We start from the raw sequence: 22,173 nt of genomic DNA, 5'->3' as shown, positions 1-22,173 counted from the left end.
GCCTTCTTCACGCGCCCGGGCTTGGCTGCGCGTGCAGGCGAGCTAGACCAGATAGGCAGCCGCCAACAGCCCCAGCACCACCGCCGCCAGCAGGCCGAGTGTGACGAGGCCGAGCCGCTTCTCGATGAATTCACGGGCGGATGGCCCGAAATAATGCAGCAGCGCCGCCAGCAAATAGAAGCGCGCGCCGCGCGTGATGATGGACAGCGCAATGAACCAGCCGAGATTGTATTCGGCGAAGCCGGACGTGATCGTCACCAGCTTGAAGGGGATGGGCGTCAGTCCTTTCAGCAAAATCACCCAGTGGCCGTAATGGGCATAGGCCTCGCGGAAGGCGTCAACCTTGTTGCCGTAGCCGTAGAGGTCGATCAGGAACTTGCCGACGCTCTCATAAAGCAGCGCTCCGATGGCATAGCCCACGAGCCCGCCCACCACTGAGGCGATGGTGCAGATGAGCGCGTAGTGCCACGCCTTTTCGGGCCGGGCCAGGGTCATGGGCACGAGGAGCACGTCCGGCGGAATGGGAAAGACCGAACTCTCCGCGAACGACACGAAGGCGAGGGCCCAGGGGGCGGAAGGCTTCGCCGAATAGGCGATGACCCAGTCATAGAGTTTGCGGAGCATGAGGGGGAACTTTTTTGCGAAAGGTGGCTTTCGCTTAAGGGCCCCTCGCGGCGGAGTAAAGGCGCGCGGCCTGCGGCGCTGCGCGCAGTGGTGCTCCCGGGCGGCGGTGCTCCTGGGCGGCGGGGCAGGCCCGTAGCACGGGTGTCGAGGCTGCCTCTATCTTGGGCGATGTGTCTGAGCGGCGAAAAATTATGCGCCAGGGGCGGCGCGAAACTTGTCTTGTGAAATTCTTGGTGGTTTCATTCCACCGGCTACGCCCTTTCGGTCGTGATACGACGATTGTGCCTCTGGGATATCCCATCCGGTAGATTGCAAACGCCCGGTATGCAGGCATGAATGAGGAATGGCGGCATCACCCGGAAAACGGGTGCGCGACGCGACCGGAGGCCGGCGCTTCAGTCGGGTTCCCTGGCGGCGGACGTAGCCGGCAACGGGAGAAAGGCCTGGGCAGATCTCGACCATGAGCGCGGAGACGGCCGATGTCGCGGTTGTTAGAAAGTGTCTTGCGTCGCGTGGTGGTGAATGGCGGCTTGAAGGTGACCATGGCCTCTGGCCGCACGGTGACGATCGGTCATCCGGCGCCGGATCGGCCGCCTGTGGCAGTGCGCTTCACCACACCTGCCATCCAGCGGGCCATTCTCCTCGATCCCGAGCTCAAGCTCGGTGAAGCCTATATGGACGGCTGCTTGGTGATGGAGGAAGGCTCCATCGCCGATCTGCTCGATCTGCTCATGGCCCAGCCGGCCACGTCCACATCGACGACGACGGTCACCTCGAAGATTTTCTTCTGGGCGCGCATGCTGGTGCGGCGGTTGGCGCAGTTCAATCCGCGCGCGCGCTCCCAGCGTAACGTGGCGCACCATTACGACCTGGATGGGCGCCTGTATTCCCTGTTCCTGGATGCGGACCGGCAATATTCCTGCGCCTATTTCGAGTATCCCGGCCAAAGCCTGGACGACGCGCAGCTCGCCAAGAAGCGCCACATCGCCGCCAAGCTGATGCTGGAGCGGGAGGACTTGCGGGTGCTCGACATCGGCTCCGGCTGGGGTGGGCTCGGCCTTTATCTGGCGCAGATGGCGCGGGCGAAGGTCACGGGCGTCACCTTGTCGAAGGAGCAGCTCGCCCTCGCCCGCGAGCGGGCCGACGACGCGGGCCTCGCGGGGCGGGTGGAATTCCGCCTGCAGGACTATCGGGATATCCCGGAGAAATTCGACCGCATCGTCTCCGTCGGCATGTTCGAGCATGTGGGCGTTGCCCATTACGGCGAATTCTTCCGCAAGGTCCGCGCCCTCTTGAAGGACGATGGGGTGATGCTGCTGCATTCCATCGGCCGCTCGGACCCGCCCGGCGTCACCAATCCCTTCATCGCCAAATACATTTTCCCCGGCGGCTACATCCCCGCTTTGTCGGAGGTGCTGCCCCACATCGAGCGCGCCGGGCTGGTGGTGACGGATGTGGAGCTGCTGCGCCTGCATTATGCGGAGACGCTGAAGGCCTGGCGCGAACGCTTCCTGGCCCGGTGGGACGAGGCGGTGCGCCTCACCGATGAGCGCTTCTGCCGCATGTGGGAATTCTACCTCGCCGGCAGCGAGATGGGCTTTCGCCATCAGGGGCTGAACGTGTTCCACATTCAGCTCGCGGCCCGGCAGGAGGCGGTGCCGCTCACGCGCGGCTATATCGAGGCCGAGGAGGCCCGCCTGCGCGCCGTGGAGACCCGCCAGCGCTCGCCCCTGCGCCTGGCGGGGGAGTGAGGCGAAAGCGCTTTCGCCGCCGGCGAATCAGCGCTCCCGCGATAATCCCCGCGCCCGTCCCGTTCCGCGGGGCGGGCGTCGTTCTTTCTGGAGGCCCGGCATGCCGGGCCTCCCCTGCCTCACAGGAAGTAGAGGAAGGTCAGCAGCGCGAAGCAGGGCAGCAGGAAGGTGAGCGACCAGGCCATGTAGCCGAAGAAGGTCGGCATCTTCACGCCGCGGTGGCGGGCGATGGACAGCACCATGAAATTGGGTGCGTTGCCGATATAGGTGATGGCGCCCATGAAGACCGCGCCGGCCGAAATGGCCTCCAGCGTCACCGCCAGCGGCCCCATGAGGTGATGGGGATCGCCGCCGGCGAGGTTGAAGAACACCAGATAGGTCGGCGCATTGTCCAGGAAGGCGGAGAGCGCGCCCGTGAGCCAGAAGTACCACACGTTCACCGGCTCCCCGCCCGGCCCCGTCACCATCTGAACGAGCGGCGAGAAGGCCCCGTCCAGCCCCGCCTTCAGGATGGCGATGACGGGAATGATGGTGAGGAAGATGGCGGCGAAGAGCTTGGCCACCTCCAGGATGGGCTCCCAGTCAAAGCCGTTGCGCTCGCGGATGATCTTGGGAGTGATGGCAAGCGACACGAGTGCGATCAGCACCAGGAGCACGTCGCGCACCATCCATTGCAGCTCCACATGGGTGCCGTAGACGTTGAAGACGATGCCGGGCTTCCACAGGGCGGACAGCAGGATGGCGCCGATGATGCCGCCCAGCAGCGGAATGTTCTGCGCGCCGCGCAGGCCCAGGCCCTCGGTGTCGGGCGTGGGGTCCATTTTCGGCCGGCGGCCGCCTTCCTTGGCGTAGAAATAGCGGTCGAGCAGGTAGAAGGCGGCGAGCAGCAGCACCGCGATCACCACCGTGTCGTGCAGCAGGTGCGTGGTGGTCCAGAAGAAGTTGACGCCCTTCAAGAAGCCCAGGAACAGCGGCGGGTCGCCCAGCGGGGTGAGCGAGCCGCCGATGTTCGACACCAGGAAGATGAAGAACACCACCGTGTGCACATTGTAGCGACGGTTGTCATTGGCGCGCAGCAGCGGGCGGATCAGCACCATGGAGGCGCCGGTGGTGCCGATGAGGCTGGCGATGAGCGTGCCGAAAGCCAGGATGGCCGTGTTCACCGCCGGGCTGCCATGCAGGTTGCCGGTGATGAGGATGCCCCCCGACACCGTGAACAGCGCATAAAGCAGGATGATGAAGGGGATGTATTCCAGCAGGGCGGTGTGCACCACCTCATGGCCGGTCATGGCCGGGCCATAGACGATGGCGAACGGAATGGCGAAGGCGGCCGCCCAGAACAGCGCCACCTTGCCGTAATGATGATGCCAGAAGTGCCCCGCCAGCAGCGGAAACAGCGCGATGGACAGGAGCATGCCGACGAAGGGGATGGCCCATATGGGCGAGAGCTCCGCCCCGTTCAGGGTTGCCACGCCGTCCGCTGCCAGGGCCGCGCTCGATGTGACCAGGGTCGCGATTGTCGCAGTTGCGAGCTGCAGCAGCGTTCCGTGGCGCACAAATCCCATCGCCATCCCTTTCCTCGTTGCAGTGGGCTTGATGGACGATGGTCGCGCTTGAGGCAAGTCAAACTGCCCTATGATAACTCAAACCGGCCTGGGGTAACTCAAACCGGCCTGGGGCCAGACAGGATGGCGGGAGGCCGCCCGCCGCCGGGGCGTTCCTCCGGCCAGGCGGGGGCGTTCGCGTTGCGATGCGGTGGTTGACCGGCGCGCCGGTTTCTGTCCTAGTCCCGCCGCTTTCGGGATCCCCGACGGGCAAGGGGCTGAGCGCGCCCCGTGGACCCTGCCGGCGGTATCATCGGGCAGGCCCGCGCGGCGCTGGAGCTTTCTGCCGGGAGGTTTCCGGCACAGGTATATGAACGGCACGATGACGCAAGATCGCAACTCGGAGCGCGGCTCCGACCGCTACAACGCCCGCGAGGCGGAACCCCGCTGGCAGAAGACCTGGGCCGAGCGCGGCATCTTCCGCACCCGCAATGACGACCCGCGGCCGAAATTCTTCGTGATGGAAATGTTCCCCTATCCGTCGGGGCGCATCCATATCGGCCATGGCCGCAACTATGTCATGGGCGACGTGCTGGCGCGCTATAAGCGCATGCGCGGCTTCAACGTGCTGCACCCCATGGGCTGGGATGCGTTCGGCCTGCCGGCGGAAAACGCGGCCATCGAGCGCGGCATCCACCCGAAAAGCTGGACCTACGACAACATCGCCGCCATGCGCGAGCAGCTTCAACTGCTCGGCCTCTCCCTGGACTGGAATCGCGAGATCGCCACCTGCGACCCCAGCTATTATGTGGAGCAGCAGCGCATCTTCCTGGATTTCCTGGAACATGGCCTCGCCTATCGCAAGGAGAGCGAGGTCAACTGGGATCCGGTGGACCACACCGTGCTCGCCAATGAGCAGGTGATCGATGGGCGCGGCTGGCGCTCGGGCGCCATCGTGGAGCGGCGCAAGCTCTCCCAATGGTTCCTGCGCATCACCGATTTTGCCCAGGAGCTGCTGGACGCCATCGACACCCTCGACCGCTGGCCTGAAAAGGTGCGCCTGATGCAGCGCAACTGGATCGGCCGCTCCGAGGGCCTGGAGGTGCTGTTCGAGTTCGCCAAGGGTTTCGCGCCTGACGGCCAGAAGGCGGTGAAGGTCTACACCACCCGCCCGGACACCCTGTTCGGCGCCGCCTTCGTGGCGCTTTCGCCGGACCATCCGCTGACCCAGGCGCTGGCGGCCGGCAATGCCGAGCTCACCGCCTTCGTCGCCGACTGCAAGAAGGGCGGCACCTCCGCCGAGATCATCGAAACCCAGGAGAAGAAAGGCTTCGACACCGGTCTCAAGGTGGTGCATCCGCTCGATCCCGCCCGCACCGTGCCGGTCTATGTGGCGAACTTCGTGCTGATGGATTACGGCACCGGCGCCATCTTCGGCTGCCCGGCCCACGACCAGCGCGACCTCGACTTCGCCCGCAAGTACAAGCTGCCCGTGGTGCCCGTGGTGCTGCCGCCCGAGACCGATCCCGGCGCTTTCCGCGTCGAGGAGATCGCCTATGACGGCGAGGGCACCCTGTTCAATTCCGGCTTCCTCGATGGCATGAGCATCGAGCAGGCCAAGGAGGCGGTGGCCCGCCAGCTGGAACGTTTCCGGGTGGGCGATGCCCCCCAGGGCGTGCGCAAGGTGAATTTCCGCCTGCGTGACTGGGGCGTCTCGCGCCAGCGCTATTGGGGCTGCCCCATCCCCATCATCCATTGCGAGAGCTGCGGCCCGGTGGGGGTTCCGCGCGACCAGCTGCCGGTGCAGTTGCCCGACGACGTCACCTTCGACAAGCCCGGCAATCCGCTGGACCGCGCCACGGCGTGGCGGGACGTGCCGTGCCCCAAATGCGGCAAGCCGGCCCGGCGCGAGACGGACACCATGGACACCTTCGTGGATTCGTCCTGGTATTACCTGCGCTATGCCTCGGACAACGTGGACAAGCCGCTGGACAAGGCGGCGGTGGCCCATTGGCTGCCGGTGGACCAGTATATTGGCGGCATCGAGCACGCCATTCTGCACCTGCTCTATTCGCGTTTCTTCACTCGGGCGCTGAAGAAATGTGGCCGGGTGGACGTGAGCGAGCCCTTCGCGGGCCTGTTCACCCAGGGCATGATCGTCCACGAGACCTACAAGGACCAGGCCGGCAAGTGGCTTTACCCCGAGGAGGTGAAGCTCACGGGGCCGGGCAAGGCGGAGAAGATCTCCGACGGCACGCCCGTCATCGTCTCCCCGCCGGAGAAGATGTCCAAGTCGAAGCGCAACGTGGTGGCCCCCGAGGTCATCGCCGACACCTATGGCGTGGATTGCGCCCGCTGGTTCATGCTCTCCGACACCCCGCCCGAGCGCGACAGCGAGTGGACGCAGAGCGGCATTGAAGGCGCCTGGCGCTTCGTGCAGCGCGTGTGGCGCATGGTGCACGAAGCCATCGAGCTCGGCGCGCCGGCGGGCACCGCGAAGCCCGACAGCTTCGGTGAAAACGCGCTCGGCCTGCGTCGTGCCTCCCACGGACTGGTGGCCGCGGTGGCGGAGGATATCGAGCGCCTGCGCTTCAATGTGGGCGTGGCCCATGTGCACGAATTCGCCAACGTGTTCGGCGGCGCGGTCGCGGCCGCCCGTGGCGCAAAGGACGGTGTGCCGGCGGATCTTGCCTTCGCCCTGCGGGAGGCGGCGGAAATGCTGGTGCGGGTGGTGGCGCCCATGACGCCTCATCTGGCCGAGGAGTGCTGGGCGAGCCTGGGCCACGACACCCTGGTGGCCGAGGCCCCCTGGCCGCAGACGGAGCCCGAGCTCTTGCAGCAGGACACCGTCACGCTGCCGATTCAGATCAATGGCAAGAAGCGCGACGACATCGTGGTGCCCCGCGCGGCCACCCCGGCGGAGGTGGAAGCGGCGGTGCTGGCGCTGGAAAGCGTGCAGCGGGCTCTCGACGGCCGCGCGCCGAAGCGTATCATCGTGGTGCCGCAGAGGATCGTGAATGTCGTTGCCTGACACTCCTACGGCCGGGGCCGCGATGGCACCCGGCGCACTTGTCCGCCGCCCGGCGCGCCTTCTGGCGCGCCTCGCCGTGGTGGGGCTTCTGTCCGGCGCGCTCGCCGGCTGCTTCCAGCCGCTCTATGCGGACAACGCCACCGTCGGCGGGCCCGGCCTCCAGGAAAAGCTCCAGGATGTCGAGGTGATGGAGATCAAGGGCCGGCTCGGCGACGAGCTGCGCAACGAGCTGATCTATCTGCTCGGCGGTGGGGCGGGAAATCCGAAGGGCGCCACCTTCCAGATCTACACCTCCACCAGCACCACTTCATCCACCGCGCTGGTGAACTCGTCCTCCGGCCTCGCCGAGAATGCGATCATGCGCGTGGCCGCCAATTGGCGGCTGGTGCGCGCGGACGACGACAAGAAGAAGCCCGTTGCCGGCGGCGAGGCGGTGGGCACAGCTTCCGTCGACCTGAGCGACCAGCGCTTTGCCAATTACAGCGCCCAGAACGATGCCCAGGCTCGCGCCTCGCGCGCCGTGGCCGAGCAGATCAAGGCGGAGCTGGTGGCCTATTTCCTCCGTGCCGCCAACGAGCTGCCGAAGCCGCAGCCGGCCAAGGCGTCCGGTAGCTGATCCATGGTTGCGGTTCGCCCCGGCGACGCCGAGGCGGCCCTCGCCCGGCGGGATCCCAAGCGCCATGTGGTGCTCATCTTCGGCCCCGACATGGGGCTTGTGCGCGAGCGCGCCGAAGGCTTGGTGCGCCGCTCGATCCCCGATGCCCATGACCCCTTCGCCCTGGTTCGCCTGGAAGGGGACGAGCTGGCCTCCGATCCCCAGCGCCTGATCGACGAGACCTCCACCATCGGCCTGTTCGGCGGTGAGCGGGTGGTGTGGGTTCGGGCCGGGAATCGCAATTTCGTGCCGGCGCTTCAGCCGGTCCTGGAAACCCCCACCGGCACCCTGGTGGTGGTGGAGGCGGGCGACCTGAAGCGCGGCGCACCCCTGCGCTCCCTTTGCGAATCATCGCCCAACGCCCTGGCCATCGCCTGCTACGCCGACACCGAGCGCGACCTGGCCCGGCTGGTGGACACCATGATGGGCGAAGCCGGCCTTTCCATCGATCGCGATGCCCGCGAACTGCTGGTGTCGCTTATCGGCGGTGATCGGCTAGCCTCGCGCGGGGAGATCGCCAAGCTCGCCCTTTATGCCCAGGGGCAGGGGCGGGTGACGCTGGACGATGTCCGCATCATCGTGGGCGATGCTTCCGCCCTTGCCATGGACGATGTGGTGGATGCTGCCCTTGCCGGCCAGACCGGGGATGCGGTGGCCGCCCTCGCCAAGGCTTTCGGCGCCGCCACCCGGCCTGATGCGGCGCTGGGGGCGCTTCTGCGCGCCTTGTCCAGCCTGCACCAGATGACGCTCCAGGTGGCCGCCGGCCAGAGCCCCGAGCGGGTGATCGACGGCGCCCGGCCGATGGTGCATTTCTCCCGCAAGCCCAAGCTGGAAAAGGCGCTGCGCGCATTCGATCCGGCGCGCTGCCTGAAGGCGCTCTTGGCGGTGGATGAGGCGGTTCTGGCGGCGCGGCGCAATGCGGCGCTGGCCCCCGCCATCTGCGAGCGCGCGGTGCTCCAGGTGGCCCAGCTCGGCGGGCGCCGGCGCGGCGGCTGAAAGCCCGGCGAGGCGGCAGCTTGCCTTTCCGCTGAAACCTGCTATACGCGCCGCTTCCGTCGCACCCGGCCGGGGGCTGAACGGACGGCCATTGCGCCCATCCCGTCGGGATGAGCGGAAGGGCAGGGCGAAAAGCCCGTCGTCCCGTGTCCCCGCCTTCCGTGCTTCGCGCCTTTCGGAAAAGGCGAGAAGGGCTCGGCGCCGGTGGACGGAGACAACGAAAGGCGAATGAGCACATGCCGCTTTACGAGCACGTGTTCCTCGCGCGCCAGGATGTTACGGCGCAGCAAGTCGAGGAACTTACCACCCGTTTCAAGGGTGTCATCGAGGCGAATGGTGGCTCGGTCGGCAAGACCGAGTACTGGGGCGTGAAGTCCCTCACCTATCGCATGAACAAGAACCGCAAGGCGCACTTCACGCTGCTGAACATCACCGCCCCGGCGGCGGCGATCCAGGAGCTGGAGCGTCAGCAGCGCATCGACGAGGACGTCCTGCGCTCCCTCACGCTGCGCGTTGAGGAGCACGAGGAAGGCCCGTCGGCCATGCTCCAGAAGCGTGACCGCGAGGATCGCGGCGAGCGCGGTGAGCGCGGCGACCGTGGTTTCGGCGGCCGTGAGGACCGTCCGCGCCGTCCGCGTCCGGCTGAAGAGACCCAGCAGAGCGAGGAGGAGAACTGATGGCTTTCGCTCCGACCGGTGGCGCCGGCGGCGGCCAGCGCCGTCCCTTCTTCCGTCGTCGCAAGACCTGCCCCTTCTCCGGCCCGAACGCGCCGAAGATCGACTACAAGGACGTGCGGCTCCTGCAGCGCTACATTTCTGAGCGCGGCAAGATCGTCCCCTCGCGCATCACGGCGGTTTCCGCCAAGAAGCAGCGCGAGCTGGCGGCCGCCATCAAGCGCGCCCGCTTCCTGGGCCTGCTGCCGTTCGTGATCCGCTGATCACACGCTCTTTGCGAGGGGCCGTTCCGGCGGCCCCTCCACGCACGACACGTCGCGGGGAATGACCCCCGGGGCGCTGGCTGGGGCGGATTGATCCGCCTCTAACCGCTCGCATGCGGGACAGCTCGTCGAATGGGACCGATCCTTCTCATCGCCATTGCCGCTGCTGCGGCCTCCGCTCTGCTTGCCGCCGGTGTCGCGGCGGGATCGGTGCTGGCTGTCCCGCTCTTCTATCTGGCGCCGCTGCCGGTCATGATCGCCGGCATCGCCTTCTCCCCCATTGCAGCCGGACTTTCCGTGGTGCTCGCCAGCGTCGGCCTCGGCCTGATGTTCGGAGGCGCCTTCCTGCTGGCCTATGCGGTGGGCATTGGGGCACCCGCTTTCGCATTGGCCTATGCCGCCATGCTGGCGCGCTCCGAGGAAGCCGATCCGGAGCAGCTTGCCTGGTTTCCGGTGGGGCGCCTGGTTCTGCTCGCGGCGGCGTTCGCCACCGTGGGGGTCTGGGTGGCGGTGTTGTCCATGGCCACGGACTATGAGTCCTACAAGGATGCGGTGACGGTGGCGTTTGACGCCATGGTGGGTGTGCCCGCGGGCAGTCCGGGTGACGATGCGGAGAGCCTGGGCGCCTTCATGGCCCATGTGCTGCCGCCCATGGCTGGTCTCATCACCATGGTCTCCCAGCTGTTCTGCCTCTATCTGGCGGGCCGTGCGGCGCGGATCTCGGATCGTCTGGCGCGGCCTTGGCCGCAGATTTCCGGCCTGCACCTGCCCCCGATCGCCGGCTTCGCACTTGCTGTCGCGATGGTGGTGACGCTGCTGCCGGGGATGCTGGGGCTCGCCGGATCGGTCGCGGCCGCGACCCTGGTGCTGGGCTTCGCGTTGCAGGGCTTTGCGGTGGTGCATGCCATTACCGTGGGATCCGGTTCGCGTTTTCTGGTTCTGGCGGGGGTCTGGCTCACCACTTTGGTGTTGGGCTGGCCCGTGCTGGCGATGGCGGTGCTGGGCTTCACCGACGCCATCTTCGATTTCCGCTCGCGCCTCGCCGACGGTCTGCCGCCGGCGGCGACCGGGGGGCGCTGAGCGGCTTCCCCAATCTCGGACACATGAACATTCCAGGAGATACAAATGGACGTCATTCTTCTTGAGCGCGTCGCGAAGCTCGGCCAGATGGGCGAAGTGGTGAAGGTGCGCGACGGTTTCGGGCGCAACTACCTGCTGCCCAACGGCAAGGCCCTGCGTGCCACCAAGGCCAACCGCGAGCGCTTCGAGCACATGAAGGTGGAGCTCGAGGCCCGGAACCTGGAGCGTCGCAAGGACGCCGAGGTGGTGGCCGAGAAGCTCAACGGCCAGATCATCGTCACCATCCGCCAGGCTGGTGAGAGCGGTCAGCTCTACGGTTCGGTCTCCACCCGTGACATCGCCGAAGGCCTGGTGGCCGCCGGCTTCACGCTGGACCGCCACCAGATCGTGCTGAACCACCCCATCAAGACCCTCGGCCTGCATCCGGTGCCGGTGACCCTGCACCCGGAAGTCGAGGTCACCGTGACCGTGAACGTCGCCCGCAACGCCGACGAGGCCGAGCGTCAGGCCCGTGGCGAGGACGTGCGCACGGCCCGTGACGAGGACGCCGAGATCGAGGCCGAGCTGGCCGTGGCTCGCGCCGAGGTGGCTGCGGAAGTGGCGGCCGAGGAAGGCGTCGTCGAGGAGTGAGCCCCGGGGCTCGCGGCCGGCGGCTCCCACGGGGCCGCCGCTGCTGCGACCGGAGCGCGAGCGTGCCATTCCTGCAACAGGACGGCACGCTTGTGCACTGCGGCCGTGATTTCTGTGCGGCGTTTATCGTCCGTTTGTCTTTGTGGCGCTAGAACACATTCCGCGCCGGGATTCGTCGACAGGAGCCGAGAGCTCGGGCGCGACGTTCTGGGTCGGGGTGAAGAAATGTTCAAGCGAATTGCCGTGTTTGCCGCTCTGGTGCTCGGCTATGCGCTCACTGGCATGGCGCTGAATGCAAGCCAGACGAGCGACGTTGGCGCGCCGGCGGCGATGGCGGGTGCGAGCGAGGCCGAGTGAAGGCGTCGGTTCCTTCGGAACGCGTTCTTCCGCAATGTGAAGCGGTTCATTCGCCCGCCGGGCTTCTCGGCGGGCGAATTTTTTTGTCCCGATGCGGCGCGCTCGTCGACTGAGGCGTGCGGCGCGGTAGCCCGCCTCTGGCCCCGCTCCGCATCGTGGAACAGTCTCAGATTAAGCGGAAATGGTTAATGAAAGGGTAGCGCCGGGCGCGGTTCAGCTCGACCAGTCGCAGCTGATGCGGCCCGGTTCGCCGGGGGGGATCTCGGCCGAATAGCCGTCGCCGCGGAAGCCTGCATCCTGGCCCGCCTCGTCTCCGCGCTCGATGGAATCGCCGAACACCACGGCCACGTCTGAATGGCTGGCGGCGAAGGTGATGAGCAGGGCCTTGATGCCGTTGCGGTTGCCGAAGGTGAACTGCATGTTGCTCACCGGCAGCCCGCCGAAGGTGCCGTCCACCGGCACCACGACCTGGGTATATTCCCCGTAATTGTGCGTGCTCGGCGGGCCGAAGGCGCTCTCCAGGTCCGGCGGCACCGTGAGCATGACATCGGTGCGGTCGGCGGAGTATCCGCGCGGATTGCCGGGCCGGTTGCCATAGCGCTCCAGCATGGAGATGGCGAACACCGCGAACGGGCTCCCTTTCTTGGGGAACGCGCATTCATCGAGGCCAGTCAGGAAATTGTCCAGCTCGACCGCCCGGCCGGGCGCCGCCGATATGAAAAAGGCAGCGCCGGCGAGAGCCAGCACTGCCATCTGACGAAACGTACGCGTCGCCATGGTGGTTCCTCCGCACCGCCGATGTTAGGGATGAAACATCGGCGGGCGAATGAGGCGCAGGATCGCACGCGGACGTGCGAGGGATGGTTCAGCCCTTCTTGTGGGCGAGGGCGGCCTGGGCCGCGGCGAGCCGGGCGATCGGAACGCGGAAGGGCGAGCACGACACATAGTCGAGCCCGATGCTGTCGCAGAACTTCACCGAGGCCGGGTCGCCGCCATGCTCGCCGCAGATGCCGAGCTTGAGGTTGGGCCGGGTGGCCCGGCCGCGCTCGGCTCCCAGCTTCACCAGCTGGCCCACGCCCTCCACGTCGATGGAGACGAACGGGTCGGTCTCCACAATGCCCTTCTGCACGTAGGTGCCGAGGAAGGTGCCGGCGTCGTCGCGGGACACGCCGAACGTGGTCTGGGTGAGGTCGTTGGTGCCGAACGAGAAGAACTCGGCGCTCTCGGCGATCTTGTCGGCCTGCAGCGCGGCACGCGGCAGCTCGATCATGGTGCCCACCTGGAAGGTGAGCTTGGCGCCGGTCTCAGCCTCCACATCGGCCGCGGCCTTGCGGATGACGGCGCCGACGATGTCCAGCTCCGCCTTGGTGGCGATGAGCGGCACCATGATCTCGGGCACGATGGCCTCGCCCGTCTTCTTGGCGGCGATGACGGCCGCCTCGAAGATGGCACGGGCCTGCATTTCCGCGATCTCGGGGAAGGCGATGGCGATGCGGCAGCCGCGGAACCCGAGCATCGGGTTCATTTCGTGCAGCTCCTTATTGCGCCGCTCGATGCGCTCCACCGCGACGCCCAGGCTCTTGGCCACTTCCAGGGTTTCCGCCTCGGTGTGGGGCAGGAACTCGTGCAGCGGCGGGTCGAGCAGGCGGATGGTGACCGGCAGGCCCTTCATGATCTCGAACAGCTCGACGAAGTCGTCACGCTGCATGGGCAGCAGCTTGGCGAGCGCGGCGCGGCGACCGGCCTCGTCGTCGGCCAGGATCATCTCGCGCACGGCGAGGATGCGGCCGGCATCGAAGAACATGTGCTCGGTGCGGCACAGGCCAATGCCCTCGGCGCCGAACGAACGGGCCATGCGGGCGTCGGCGGGGGTCTCGGCATTGGCGCGCACCTTCAGGCGGCGGACCTTGTCGGCCCAGCCCATGAGGGTGACAAACTCGCCCGAAAGCTCCGGCTGCTGCATGGGCACTTCGCCCTTCAGCACCTGGCCGGTGCCGCCGTCGATGGTGATGAAGTCGCCCTTCTTGAAGGTCTCGCCCCCCACCGTCATGGTCTGCGCGCCATAGTCGATGCGCAGGGCGCCGGCGCCGGAGACGCAGGGCTTGCCCATGCCGCGGGCCACCACCGCCGCGTGGGAGGTCATGCCGCCGCGGGAAGTGAGGATGCCCTCGGCGGCATGCATGCCGTTGATGTCCTCAGGGGAGGTTTCGGCGCGCACGAGGATGATCTTGCGGCCCTTTTCCTTCCACTGCTCGGCCTCGTCGGCCGAGAACACGATGGCGCCGGCGGCGGCGCCGGGGGAGGCCGGCAGGCCGGTGGTCAGCACCGTGCGGGGGGCCTTGGGGTCGATGGCGGGATGAAGCAGCTGGTCCAGCGAGCCGGGCTCGACGCGGCCCACCGCTTCTTCCTGGGAGATGAGGCCCTCATTGGCCAGCTCCACGGCGATACGCAGGGCGGCCTTGCCGGTGCGCTTGCCGGAGCGGGTCTGCAGCATCCACAGCTTGCCCTTCTCCACCGTGAATTCCATGTCCTGCATGTCACGGTAGTGGTTTTCGAGGATGTGCGAGATGCGCTCGAATTCCTTGAAGGCGTCCGGCAGGGCGCTTTCCATGGAGGGCTTGTCGGAGCCGGCGGCGATGCGGGCCCGCTCGGTGAGGTCCTGCGGGGTGCGGATGCCCGCCACCACGTCCTCGCCCTGGGCGTTCACCAGGAACTCGCCATAAAGCGCGTTCTCGCCGGTGGACGGGTTGCGGGTGAAGGCGACGCCGGTGGCCGAGGTCTCGCCCATGTTGCCGAACACCATGGACTGCACGTTCACAGCCGTGCCCCAGCTCTCCGGAATGGAGTGCAGGCGGCGATAGGTGATGGCGCGATTGTTCATCCACGAGCCGAACACGGCACCGATGGCGCCCCAGAGCTGCTCGTTGGGGTCCTGCGGGAAGGGCTTGCCCAGCTCGGCCTGGTACTTGGCCTTGTACTTGGTGATGAGGAAGGCCCAGTCGTCCGCCGAAAGCTCGGTGTCGAGGGTGAAGCCCTTCTCGGCCTTGTAGTGCTCGAGAATCTCTTCGTAGTGGTGGTGCGCGACGCCCATCACCACGTCGGAATACATGGTGATGAAGCGGCGGTAGCTGTCATAGGCGAAGCGCCGGTCGCCGGCGAGCTTGGCCACGGCTTCCACGGTCTCGTCGTTGAGGCCGAGATTGAGCACCGTGTCCATCATGCCGGGCATGGAGGCGCGGGCGCCCGAGCGCACCGAGACCAAAAGCGGATTGGCCGCGTCGCCGAACGACTTGCCGGTGAGCTCACCCACCTGGGCCAGCGCCTTTTCCACATCGCCCTTCAGCTCGGCCGGGTAGGTCTCGCCGTGGGCGTAGTAATAGGTGCACACTTCCGTGGTGATGGTGAAGCCGGGCGGGACGGGCAGGCCGAGGTTGGACATCTCGGCGAGGTTGGCGCCCTTGCCACCGAGCAGGTTCTTCATGTCGGCTTTGCCCTCGGCCTTGCCGTCGCCGAAGGTGTAGACCCATTTCGTCATCTAAGAGATCCCTTGTGGAGGGGCGCGGGACTTGCTGGATGGGCGGATGCTTTAGCTCGCAGTGCAACAGGCATCAACCGCACCGGCAGGTTCTAGGGCGCTCCTTTCGTCGTTATTTGGGCGAAATCCTTATTGGCCCAGCAAACCCGTGAGCCCGACGAGGATCAGGTAGAGCGCCACCAGCACATTGAGAAGGCGGGGAAAAACAAGGATCAGCACGCCTGCGATCAACGCCACCGCCGGCTGAATGATGACCATGTTGAAATGCATTGTGAACGCTCCACCCCCGGGCGCGCAACGTTCTGCACCCTCACGCAGGATTTCTCAAGGTGAGATGCGATGCCGGCTCGCTAGATTTTCGCTCCACGGCGGGCTTGGCCCGGCCTTGGCGCCGACGGGAAGCCCGTTGCATTGCAAAAGGCCCTGTTCTGCTGAAGATGAAGGCGTGCCTATTTCTTCAGCCCAGTGTGGAGGCGGCCTCCGCGGACGCCGCTCTCCCCTGCCGCATGATGGTTCTCAGTGCTTGTTGCCGGAGAGCTTGTCCGACCAGGCGAGCAGCAGGCTCGACCCCACGAACACCACATGGATGATGACGAGCCAGGTCAGCGTGTCCTGGCTGTAGCCCTTGGGAAGGTCCATGAAGGCTTTCAGGAGCTGGATGGCCGAGATGGCGACGATGGAGGCCAGCAGCTTCTGCTTGAGGCCGGTGAAGTCCACGCGCGTCATCCATTCCGGCCAGTCGGGATGGCCGGCCGGGTCGATCTTCGACACGAAATTCTCGTATCCCGAGAAGATGACGATGAGCACCAGATTGCCGGTCAGCGTCAGGTCCACCAGCGCCAGGATGCCGAGAATGGTGTCACTCTCGCTGGCGCCCAGGGCGTGGGTGACGAAATGCACCACCTCCGACCCGAACTTGAACAGCAGCACGAACAGCGCGACCACCAGCCCCAGATAGAATGGCGCCATGATCCAGCGGCTGCGGAACAGAATCGATTCGATCAGCCGCTCGATCATCCCCACCTCCTGCCTCAATAAGAATTGTCGCTTACAAAAGCGTCTGTGCAACGCCTAACCGGTGCCATGGCCCGGGCGCTGCGGCAAGCGGGCAAAGCTTCGCAGGGGAAGCCGCGCGGCGCTTGAGGGCGGCCGATGGCGGTCTTAAACAGGTTCGCGCCGTCGCCGGCGCGCTGTTGCGCGACGCGGACACAGCTCCGCGCGCGGACGCCGCGTCAGCTCAATAAGGTTCGGCATGACCCCGATTCCGTGGAACGGGGCCTGATCCAGGGAGACCGCCGCCATGACCACGCCTGCTCGCCCGACCCTCCTGCTCACCGGGCCGGTCATGGAACAGGTGGTGGAGCCGCAGCTGGCGGGGCGCTTCACGCTGCGTCCGCTCGCAGATCTCGATTCGCTCGATGCCGCGTCGGTGCGGGCCATCGCCACCCGCGGCGCCGTGCGGGTGGACGGGGCGCTGATGGATCGCCTGCCGGCGCTGGAGATCATCGCCAATTTCGGCGTCGGCTATGACACGGTGGATGCGGCGGCCGCCGCCGCCCGCGACATCGTCGTGACCCATACGCCGGACGTGCTGGACGAGGAGGTGGCGGACCTCACCCTTGGTCTGCTGCTGGCCACGGTGCGGTGCCTGCCCCAGGCGGATCGCTTCGTGCGCGCGGGCGAATGGGTAAAGGGGGCGTTTCCCCTCACCGCAACCCTGCGGGGGCGCACGGTGGGCATGCTCGGCATGGGACGCATCGGCCGCGCTATCGCCCGGCGCCTGGAGGCGTTCGGCGTCGGCGTCGTCTATCACAGCCGCCGGCCGGTGCCCGACCTCGCCTACACCCATTTCCCCGACCTCATGGCCATGGCTGGCGCGGTCGACACGCTGGTGGTGATCGTGCCGGGCGGCCCGGCCACCCGCCACATGGTGAATGCCGAGGTGCTCGCCGCGCTGGGCCCGCAGGGGGTGCTGGTGAACGTGGCGCGCGGCTCCGTGGTGGATGAGGCGGCGCTGCTGGCGGCGCTCCAGGCGCGAACCATCCTGGCGGCGGGGCTCGACGTGTTCGCCCATGAGCCGCATGTGCCCGAGGCGTTCTTCTCGCTCGATAATGTGGTGCTGCTGCCGCATGTGGGCTCGGCCACCGTCCACACGCGCACGGCCATGGGGCAGCTGGTGGTGGACAATCTGGTGTCGTGGTTCGAGGGCAGGGGGCCGCTCACCCCGGTGCCCGAGACGCCCTGGCCGCGTCGCTGACAGAGGGTGGGCCGCGCCATTGACGCGGCCCGAGCCGGGCGGACAATGCGCTCAATCGGGCGTGAGGGGAGATCTGCGATGCCGGTTCGGTCCATGGGCGCGGGTGCGCTGCTCGCCATGGTGTCGCTGTGGGCTCCGGGGGCGGCCTTCGCGCAGGCCCCGGGTGGAGGCGGAGCGGTGGTCGCGGATGCGAAGATCGACGCCGCCGCGCGCCAGATGGCGGCTCGCCTTGCCGGACCGTTTCGCCTCACCAGCGCCGATGGCGAGCGCCGCTGCGACCTGACCCTGGCGCAGGAGCCCGCCGGCGCGGGGCTGGCGGTGCAGCTCGACCCGGCGGCCTGCACGGCCATCGCCTTCATTCCGCAGGTGACCGCATGGATCCCCGACGCTTCCGGGTCGATCCGCCTTTTGAATGCCCGGGGCGGGCTCGTGGCCGAGTTCACCGAGGCGACCGGCGGCAGCTTCGAGGCGCTGAGGGAGGGCGATGGCGTCTATTTCCTCGGTCCGCCTGCGGCTTCCGATGCGCTGCCGGCGACGGCAGAGGAGGTCATGGGGGAGTGGCTCCTGTCGCGCGAGCGCGGGGCCGCGCCGGTGTGCCGCTGGACCTTCGAGGAGACGCCCGCCGCCGAGGGGCGCTACCGGCTGCGGGTGGCGCCGGACTGCGACGAGATCCTGACCCGTTTCGGCGCTTCGAGCTGGGAATTGTCCGGAGGCAACATCCTGGTCCGAGGTGTTGCCGCCGGGACAACGATTCGCTTCGCCCGGCAGGATGACGGTACCTGGGCGCGGGTCCCGGAGCGAAATCGGCCCCTTCTCATGACGCGTCCGTGACGGTTTTGGGGCATGCTGGGTTGCGGGTTTTCCTGTCAGGAAGATGCTTGAATTCCAGTTCGGCCCTAAGCGTTGCCGAATGGCAACACAGAAATCCAGCATTCATGCGGGTTTGCCTAAAACGGAAGCACGACATGCCTTTTTTTTCGTATTGGACTTCGCAGCAGAGTTGATTTTTATCTCCTTAAATCTCTGCTGGGGTACATACATATGAAAAAGATTGCACTGGTCGCCGCGTCCATGCTGTTCGCCGGAGCCGCCTCGGCGGCCGATCTGTCCTATCCGGTGAAGGCTGCGGCACCCGAGCCTGCGGCCCCGGCCTGGGACATCGCTTTCGGCACCAAGCTGACCACCGACTACGTGTTCCGCGGCATCACCCAGACCAACGGCAACGCGGCCGTTCAGGGCTATGCCGAGTTCCAGGCTCTCGACTGGTTCTATGCCGGCATCTGGGCTTCGAACGTCTCCTTCCTGTCCACCGGCTCGGCTGAGATCGACCTTTATGCCGGCCTGCGTCACTCCTGGGGTGGCCTGACCCTCGACGCCGGCTTCGTGTACTACGCGTATCCGGGTGGCACGAACGGTCTGCCCTGGCCGGACACCTGGAAGGACACGGACTACAACTACTGGGAAATCTACTTCAAGCCGACCTACGCGTTCAACGACATGATCACTGTCGGCGCGAACGTGTACTACGGCGACAGCTACGCCGGTTCGGGCGCCAGCGAGACCTACCTGTCCGGTACTTTGAAGCTCGACTTCAGCAAGTACAGCCCGGTGCAGGACGTCGGCTTCTACGTGTCGGGTGAGCTCGGCTATCAGTGGCTCGGCACCACCACCGCTTATGTGGCGTGGAACAACTACACCATGCCCGACTACACCACCTGGAACGTCGGTCTCGGCTTCACCTACAAGGCCGCCACCCTCGACCTGCGTTACTATGACAGCGACCTGAGCGGCTATCAGTGCGGCCTCGTCAGCGGCGCGACCAACGCCTGCGGCGATCGCTACGTGGCTTCGCTCTCCTTCGACACCGCCTTCAGCAAGCTGAAGTGATATCTTCCGTCATCTGACGGATGAGGGGCGTCGCGCACTCGCGCGGCGCCCTTTTTCTTTGGGGCCCTGGCGTCTTGAGCTGATGGGGTTATTCCACACGAGCCGGGGGTCGACTTGGCACGCCGGGGCTGACTTGGCACATACGTGCGCCCACGCCCCTCGGGCCAAGCGAAGGCGCGGCGGGCCCGTTAGGGCGCCCGAAGGCAAAAGGCGTTTGGGGGCGCAGCTGCCGCAGGTTTGGCGAAGGCGTCAGATCAGGCGCAGGCCCTTGAGGCTGGCGTGGCCATCCTTGCCGACGATGATGTGGTCGTGGACCTCGATGCCGAGCGGCTTTGCCACATCGATGATCTTGCGGGTCATGTCGATGTCTGCGCGCGAGGGCGTGGGGTCGCCCGAGGGGTGGTTGTGGCACAGGATCAGCGCCGAGGCGGAGACCTCCAGGGCGCGCTTCACCACCTCGCGCGGATAGACCGGGGCGTGGTCCACCGTGCCGGTCTGGAGCACCTCATCGGTGATGAGCTGGTTGCGCTTGTCCAGGAACAGCACCCGCACCTGCTCGCGCTCGGCATAGGCCATGGCGGTGCGGCAATAATCGATCACCGCGCTCCAGGAGGAGAGGGCGGGGCGGCGCTTCACCTGCCCCTTGGCCAGCCTTTGGGCGGCGGCTTCCGCCAGCTTCAGCTCGGTGATGATGGCGTCCTTCACCCCGGGCACCTGGGCCAGCAGCGAGGCGGGAGCGGTGATGACCTCGGCGAACGAGCCGAACCGTTCCACCAGGGCCTTGGCAAGGGGTTTGACGTCGCGCCGGGGGATGGCGCGGAACAGGATCAGCTCCAGGAGCTCGTAATCCGCGAGCGCCTGCGCTCCTGCCTCCCGGAAGCGGGCACGCAGGCGATCGCGATGGCCGTGGAAGTGCGGGGCCTCGCTCAGGCCACCGTCGGGCTCTTCCGCCATGGGTTCCTTCCCCGCCACTCCAGGCATGCGGATGGATCGAAACGATCCATCCCGATGGTGCGTGTTTCGCCGCAGCCGGGCTACGTCGCCGCGGGCCGCGTCCCCGCTTTGGGGCGCGCCGCCGTTACACGGTGGCGTAGGGGGGCTTGTGGTAGCCCTTGGGGCTGAGGGTGAAGATCTCGACGCCCGTCTCGGTCACGCCCACCGCATGCTCGAACTGGGCGGAGAGCGAGCGGTCGCGCGTGACGGCGGTCCAGCCGTCGGAGAGCACCTTCACATGCGGGCGGCCGAGATTGATCATGGGCTCGACCGTGAAGATCATGCCGGGCACCAGTTCCGGCCCGGTGCCACGCTGGCCCACATGCACGATGTTGGGCTCGTCATGGAACACGCGGCCCACGCCATGGCCGCAGAAGTCGCGCACCACGCTCATGTGCTGCGGCTCCACGAATTCCTGGATGGCGGCGCCGATGTCGCCCACATGGCCGCCAGGCTTGATGGCGGCGATGCCGCGCATCATGGATTCGTAGGTCACATCCAGCAGCCGCTCGGCCCGGCGGGGGATCTCGCCAATGGCGAACATGCGGCTCGAATCGCCGTACCAGCCGTCGAGAACGATGGTGACATCGACGTTCACGATGTCGCCTTCGCGCAGAGGCTTGGCATTGGGCATGCCGTGGCAGACCACATGGTTGATGGAGGTGCACACCGAATAGCGGTAGCCGCGATACATCAAAGTGGCGGAATAGGCGCCGTGGGAGACCGCGTACTCATAGACCAGGTCGTCCACGGCGGCGGTGGTCACGCCGGGGCCGATCATCTCGGCGATGGCATCGAGAATCTCGGCGGCGAGGCGACCGGCCTTGCGCATGCCCTCGAACCCTTCCGGGCCGTAGAGCTTGATGTGTCCGGTCTTTCTGAGCGGCGCGTCCGCCGCCTCCACATAGGTCATGGTCCTGCCTTATCGCTGGCCGGCGCCAGGGCGCAGCCGCGTCTGTCGTATCGGATATATCCCCCAAGATTTATGCCAACTTGCCGCCAAAGCAAGCGCTGTGCCTCCATGAAGGTCATCCGAGCATGGGAATTTCGCCCGCGACGGTGATGCCCTGAAGGGTGATGCGGCACAACAGGGCGATGACCTCCACGCCCTCCGCGCGGGCGGCATCGAAGGCGGCGCCATAGGCCGGGTCGAGGTCGCGGGCGAGCGCGATGGAGCGGGCCGACCCGATCTGGCTGATATAGACCATCACCGCCCGCCGCCCCTCCCGCACCTGGGCGGCCAGCTCGTTGAGATGCTTGGAGCCGCGCGCGGTGACGCAATCGGGAAACTCGGCGGCGCCGGCGGCGCGCATCAGGTGCACGTTCTTCACTTCCACCAGGCAGGCCGGGCGGGCGTTCTGCTCAAGCAGGATGTCGATGCGGCTGTTGTGGCCGTATTTCACCTCCCGCCGCAGCCCGCCATAGCCACGCAGGCCATCCACCTGCCCGGCGGCGATGGCCTCGGCGACCAGGGCATTGGGGTGCATGGTGTTGACGCCCACGAGCTCCGGCCCGGCACCGAAATCCGCCTCCACCAGCTCCCAGCTCAAAGGCAGCTTGCGGGCCGGATTGGCGGAGCGGGAGAGCCAGACCCGGCTGCCGGGCGCATCAAGGCCGGTCATGGCGCCGGAATTGGCCACGTGGACCGTGGTCTCGGTGCCGTCTTCCAGCGTGACATCGGCCAGAAAGCGCTTGTAGCGACGGATCAGGCGGGCGGGGATGAGCGGGGTCGGAAAATTCATCACGCTGCCGCCCGAACGGGAGTGGCGCGGGAGAGGGCGAGGGCGGAAGGCATGGGCACGGTGAGCTGAGGATGGGGACGCGAGCATATCCGCAGTCGCCGCGTGGAGCGATGATTTCGGGATCTTGTTCCTGCCGGAGGGGCCCAGCGCCGAC

Annotated in this window: 21 protein-coding genes; 12 read left to right on the top strand and 9 right to left on the bottom strand. The window is 66.8% G+C overall.

Features of this window, described 5'->3' with window-relative positions:
• Positions 1 to 42: 42 nt before the first annotated feature.
• Complete coding sequence (locus V5F26_RS00875) at positions 43 to 624, bottom strand: YqaA family protein (protein ID WP_234050987.1); 582 nt, start codon at positions 622 to 624, stop codon at positions 43 to 45.
• A 479-nt stretch (positions 625 to 1,103) separates the two neighbouring features.
• Between V5F26_RS00875 and V5F26_RS00870 the strand changes: the two genes are divergently transcribed.
• Complete coding sequence (locus tag V5F26_RS00870) at positions 1,104 to 2,375, top strand: cyclopropane fatty acid synthase (protein ID WP_394946688.1); 1,272 nt, start codon at positions 1,104 to 1,106, stop codon at positions 2,373 to 2,375.
• A 119-nt stretch (positions 2,376 to 2,494) separates the two neighbouring features.
• On the opposite strand, the gene V5F26_RS00865 is transcribed toward V5F26_RS00870, so the two are convergent.
• On the bottom strand, positions 2,495 to 3,946 hold the full coding sequence (locus V5F26_RS00865; protein ID WP_394946687.1) for a sodium:proton antiporter: 1,452 nt from the start codon (positions 3,944 to 3,946) through the stop codon (positions 2,495 to 2,497).
• 355 nt (positions 3,947 to 4,301) lie between these two features.
• Between V5F26_RS00865 and leuS the strand changes: the two genes are divergently transcribed.
• The 8 genes from leuS to V5F26_RS00825 all read left to right on the top strand — a co-directional run bounded on the left by leuS (position 4,302) and on the right by V5F26_RS00825 (position 11,605).
• Positions 4,302 to 6,950 carry a leucine--tRNA ligase gene (gene leuS, locus V5F26_RS00860; protein ID WP_394946686.1) on the top strand — a complete coding sequence of 883 codons (2,649 nt, stop codon included), beginning with the start codon at positions 4,302 to 4,304 and terminating at the stop codon, positions 6,948 to 6,950.
• Positions 6,937 to 7,566, top strand: coding sequence for an LPS assembly lipoprotein LptE (gene lptE, locus V5F26_RS00855; RefSeq protein ID WP_394056147.1), 630 nt, complete (start codon positions 6,937 to 6,939; stop codon positions 7,564 to 7,566). Before leuS ends, lptE begins: the two co-directional genes overlap by 14 nt.
• A gap of 3 nt (positions 7,567 to 7,569) precedes the next feature.
• A complete protein-coding gene (holA, locus tag V5F26_RS00850; protein WP_394946685.1) occupies positions 7,570 to 8,601 on the top strand; it encodes a DNA polymerase III subunit delta in 1,032 nt (343 codons plus the stop codon).
• Between the two features lie 236 nt (positions 8,602 to 8,837).
• Complete coding sequence (gene rpsF / locus V5F26_RS00845; RefSeq protein WP_234050982.1) at positions 8,838 to 9,278, top strand: 30S ribosomal protein S6; 441 nt, start codon at positions 8,838 to 8,840, stop codon at positions 9,276 to 9,278.
• Positions 9,278 to 9,538, top strand: a complete 261-nt coding sequence (gene rpsR / locus V5F26_RS00840; RefSeq protein ID WP_234050981.1) for a 30S ribosomal protein S18 — start codon at positions 9,278 to 9,280, stop codon at positions 9,536 to 9,538. The genes rpsF and rpsR overlap by 1 nt, the downstream gene beginning before the upstream one ends.
• 132 nt (positions 9,539 to 9,670) lie before the next feature.
• Positions 9,671 to 10,618 carry a DUF2232 domain-containing protein gene (locus V5F26_RS00835; RefSeq protein ID WP_394946684.1) on the top strand — a complete coding sequence of 316 codons (948 nt, stop codon included), beginning with the start codon at positions 9,671 to 9,673 and terminating at the stop codon, positions 10,616 to 10,618.
• 45 nt (positions 10,619 to 10,663) lie between these two features.
• Positions 10,664 to 11,248: a 50S ribosomal protein L9 gene (gene rplI / locus V5F26_RS00830; RefSeq protein WP_234050979.1), complete on the top strand. Its 585-nt coding sequence runs from the start codon at positions 10,664 to 10,666 to the stop codon at positions 11,246 to 11,248.
• Between the two features lie 225 nt (positions 11,249 to 11,473).
• On the top strand, positions 11,474 to 11,605 hold the full coding sequence (locus tag V5F26_RS00825) for a hypothetical protein (RefSeq protein WP_255683971.1): 132 nt from the start codon (positions 11,474 to 11,476) through the stop codon (positions 11,603 to 11,605).
• Between the two features lie 213 nt (positions 11,606 to 11,818).
• Here the strand turns inward: V5F26_RS00825 and V5F26_RS00820 are convergent, their stop codons facing one another.
• From V5F26_RS00820 to V5F26_RS00805, 4 genes are all read right to left on the bottom strand, one after another.
• On the bottom strand, positions 11,819 to 12,382 hold the full coding sequence (locus tag V5F26_RS00820) for a hypothetical protein (protein WP_394056155.1): 564 nt from the start codon (positions 12,380 to 12,382) through the stop codon (positions 11,819 to 11,821).
• A gap of 88 nt (positions 12,383 to 12,470) precedes the next feature.
• The gene (ppdK, locus tag V5F26_RS00815; protein WP_394946683.1) at positions 12,471 to 15,140 is read right to left on the bottom strand and encodes a pyruvate, phosphate dikinase; all 2,670 of its coding nucleotides are present in this window, start codon (positions 15,138 to 15,140) and stop codon (positions 12,471 to 12,473) included.
• 129 nt (positions 15,141 to 15,269) lie between these two features.
• A complete protein-coding gene (locus tag V5F26_RS00810) occupies positions 15,270 to 15,410 on the bottom strand; it encodes a DUF3096 domain-containing protein (RefSeq protein WP_234050976.1) in 141 nt (46 codons plus the stop codon).
• A 246-nt stretch (positions 15,411 to 15,656) separates the two neighbouring features.
• Positions 15,657 to 16,157 (bottom strand): TIGR00645 family protein, encoded by a 501-nt coding sequence (locus tag V5F26_RS00805; RefSeq protein WP_234050975.1) that lies wholly within the window; start codon positions 16,155 to 16,157, stop codon positions 15,657 to 15,659.
• Positions 16,158 to 16,440: 283 nt separating this feature from the next.
• On the opposite strand from V5F26_RS00805, the gene V5F26_RS00800 reads away from it, so the two are divergent.
• The 3 genes from V5F26_RS00800 (at position 16,441) to V5F26_RS00790 (ending at position 19,284) form a co-directional block, all read left to right on the top strand.
• The gene (locus tag V5F26_RS00800; RefSeq protein WP_394946682.1) at positions 16,441 to 17,397 is read left to right on the top strand and encodes a 2-hydroxyacid dehydrogenase; all 957 of its coding nucleotides are present in this window, start codon (positions 16,441 to 16,443) and stop codon (positions 17,395 to 17,397) included.
• Positions 17,398 to 17,475: 78 nt separating this feature from the next.
• Positions 17,476 to 18,228, top strand: a complete 753-nt coding sequence (locus tag V5F26_RS00795; RefSeq protein ID WP_394946681.1) for an AprI/Inh family metalloprotease inhibitor — start codon at positions 17,476 to 17,478, stop codon at positions 18,226 to 18,228.
• A 210-nt stretch (positions 18,229 to 18,438) separates the two neighbouring features.
• Complete coding sequence (locus tag V5F26_RS00790; RefSeq protein WP_394946680.1) at positions 18,439 to 19,284, top strand: TorF family putative porin; 846 nt, start codon at positions 18,439 to 18,441, stop codon at positions 19,282 to 19,284.
• A 249-nt stretch (positions 19,285 to 19,533) separates the two neighbouring features.
• Here the strand turns inward: V5F26_RS00790 and radC are convergent, their stop codons facing one another.
• The 3 genes from radC to sfsA all read right to left on the bottom strand — a co-directional run bounded on the left by radC (position 19,534) and on the right by sfsA (position 22,019).
• The gene (gene radC, locus V5F26_RS00785) at positions 19,534 to 20,265 is read right to left on the bottom strand and encodes a RadC family protein (protein ID WP_394946679.1); all 732 of its coding nucleotides are present in this window, start codon (positions 20,263 to 20,265) and stop codon (positions 19,534 to 19,536) included.
• Positions 20,266 to 20,362: 97 nt separating this feature from the next.
• Positions 20,363 to 21,190 carry a type I methionyl aminopeptidase gene (gene map, locus V5F26_RS00780; protein ID WP_234050970.1) on the bottom strand — a complete coding sequence of 276 codons (828 nt, stop codon included), beginning with the start codon at positions 21,188 to 21,190 and terminating at the stop codon, positions 20,363 to 20,365.
• Between the two features lie 115 nt (positions 21,191 to 21,305).
• Positions 21,306 to 22,019 (bottom strand): DNA/RNA nuclease SfsA, encoded by a 714-nt coding sequence (gene sfsA, locus V5F26_RS00775; RefSeq protein ID WP_394946678.1) that lies wholly within the window; start codon positions 22,017 to 22,019, stop codon positions 21,306 to 21,308.
• Positions 22,020 to 22,173: the final 154 nt, after the last annotated feature.

It is taken from the genome of Xanthobacter variabilis (genome assembly GCF_043831965.2).
Classification (GTDB): domain Bacteria; phylum Pseudomonadota; class Alphaproteobacteria; order Rhizobiales; family Xanthobacteraceae; genus Xanthobacter.
This window is presented reverse-complemented; position numbering and strand designations above follow the sequence as displayed.

What these genes read in the sequence shown, in the direction of transcription:
- V5F26_RS00875 (WP_234050987.1), bottom strand. Translation starts at nt 624, where the DNA reads ATGCTCCGCAAACTCTATGACTGGGTCATCGCCTATTCGGCGAAGCCT.
- V5F26_RS00870 (WP_394946688.1), top strand. Translation starts at nt 1,104, where the DNA reads ATGTCGCGGTTGTTAGAAAGTGTCTTGCGTCGCGTGGTGGTGAATGGC.
- V5F26_RS00865 (WP_394946687.1), bottom strand. Translation starts at nt 3,946, where the DNA reads ATGGCGATGGGATTTGTGCGCCACGGAACGCTGCTGCAGCTCGCAACT.
- leuS (WP_394946686.1), top strand. Translation starts at nt 4,302, where the DNA reads ATGACGCAAGATCGCAACTCGGAGCGCGGCTCCGACCGCTACAACGCC.
- lptE (WP_394056147.1), top strand. Translation starts at nt 6,937, where the DNA reads ATGTCGTTGCCTGACACTCCTACGGCCGGGGCCGCGATGGCACCCGGC.
- holA (WP_394946685.1), top strand. Translation starts at nt 7,570, where the DNA reads ATGGTTGCGGTTCGCCCCGGCGACGCCGAGGCGGCCCTCGCCCGGCGG.
- rpsF (WP_234050982.1), top strand. Translation starts at nt 8,838, where the DNA reads ATGCCGCTTTACGAGCACGTGTTCCTCGCGCGCCAGGATGTTACGGCG.
- rpsR (WP_234050981.1), top strand. Translation starts at nt 9,278, where the DNA reads ATGGCTTTCGCTCCGACCGGTGGCGCCGGCGGCGGCCAGCGCCGTCCC.
- V5F26_RS00835 (WP_394946684.1), top strand. Translation starts at nt 9,671, where the DNA reads ATGGGACCGATCCTTCTCATCGCCATTGCCGCTGCTGCGGCCTCCGCT.
- rplI (WP_234050979.1), top strand. Translation starts at nt 10,664, where the DNA reads ATGGACGTCATTCTTCTTGAGCGCGTCGCGAAGCTCGGCCAGATGGGC.
- V5F26_RS00825 (WP_255683971.1), top strand. Translation starts at nt 11,474, where the DNA reads ATGTTCAAGCGAATTGCCGTGTTTGCCGCTCTGGTGCTCGGCTATGCG.
- V5F26_RS00820 (WP_394056155.1), bottom strand. Translation starts at nt 12,382, where the DNA reads ATGGCGACGCGTACGTTTCGTCAGATGGCAGTGCTGGCTCTCGCCGGC.
- ppdK (WP_394946683.1), bottom strand. Translation starts at nt 15,140, where the DNA reads ATGACGAAATGGGTCTACACCTTCGGCGACGGCAAGGCCGAGGGCAAA.
- V5F26_RS00810 (WP_234050976.1), bottom strand. Translation starts at nt 15,410, where the DNA reads ATGCATTTCAACATGGTCATCATTCAGCCGGCGGTGGCGTTGATCGCA.
- V5F26_RS00805 (WP_234050975.1), bottom strand. Translation starts at nt 16,157, where the DNA reads ATGATCGAGCGGCTGATCGAATCGATTCTGTTCCGCAGCCGCTGGATC.
- V5F26_RS00800 (WP_394946682.1), top strand. Translation starts at nt 16,441, where the DNA reads ATGACCACGCCTGCTCGCCCGACCCTCCTGCTCACCGGGCCGGTCATG.
- V5F26_RS00795 (WP_394946681.1), top strand. Translation starts at nt 17,476, where the DNA reads ATGCCGGTTCGGTCCATGGGCGCGGGTGCGCTGCTCGCCATGGTGTCG.
- V5F26_RS00790 (WP_394946680.1), top strand. Translation starts at nt 18,439, where the DNA reads ATGAAAAAGATTGCACTGGTCGCCGCGTCCATGCTGTTCGCCGGAGCC.
- radC (WP_394946679.1), bottom strand. Translation starts at nt 20,265, where the DNA reads ATGCCTGGAGTGGCGGGGAAGGAACCCATGGCGGAAGAGCCCGACGGT.
- map (WP_234050970.1), bottom strand. Translation starts at nt 21,190, where the DNA reads ATGACCTATGTGGAGGCGGCGGACGCGCCGCTCAGAAAGACCGGACAC.
- sfsA (WP_394946678.1), bottom strand. Translation starts at nt 22,019, where the DNA reads ATGAATTTTCCGACCCCGCTCATCCCCGCCCGCCTGATCCGTCGCTAC.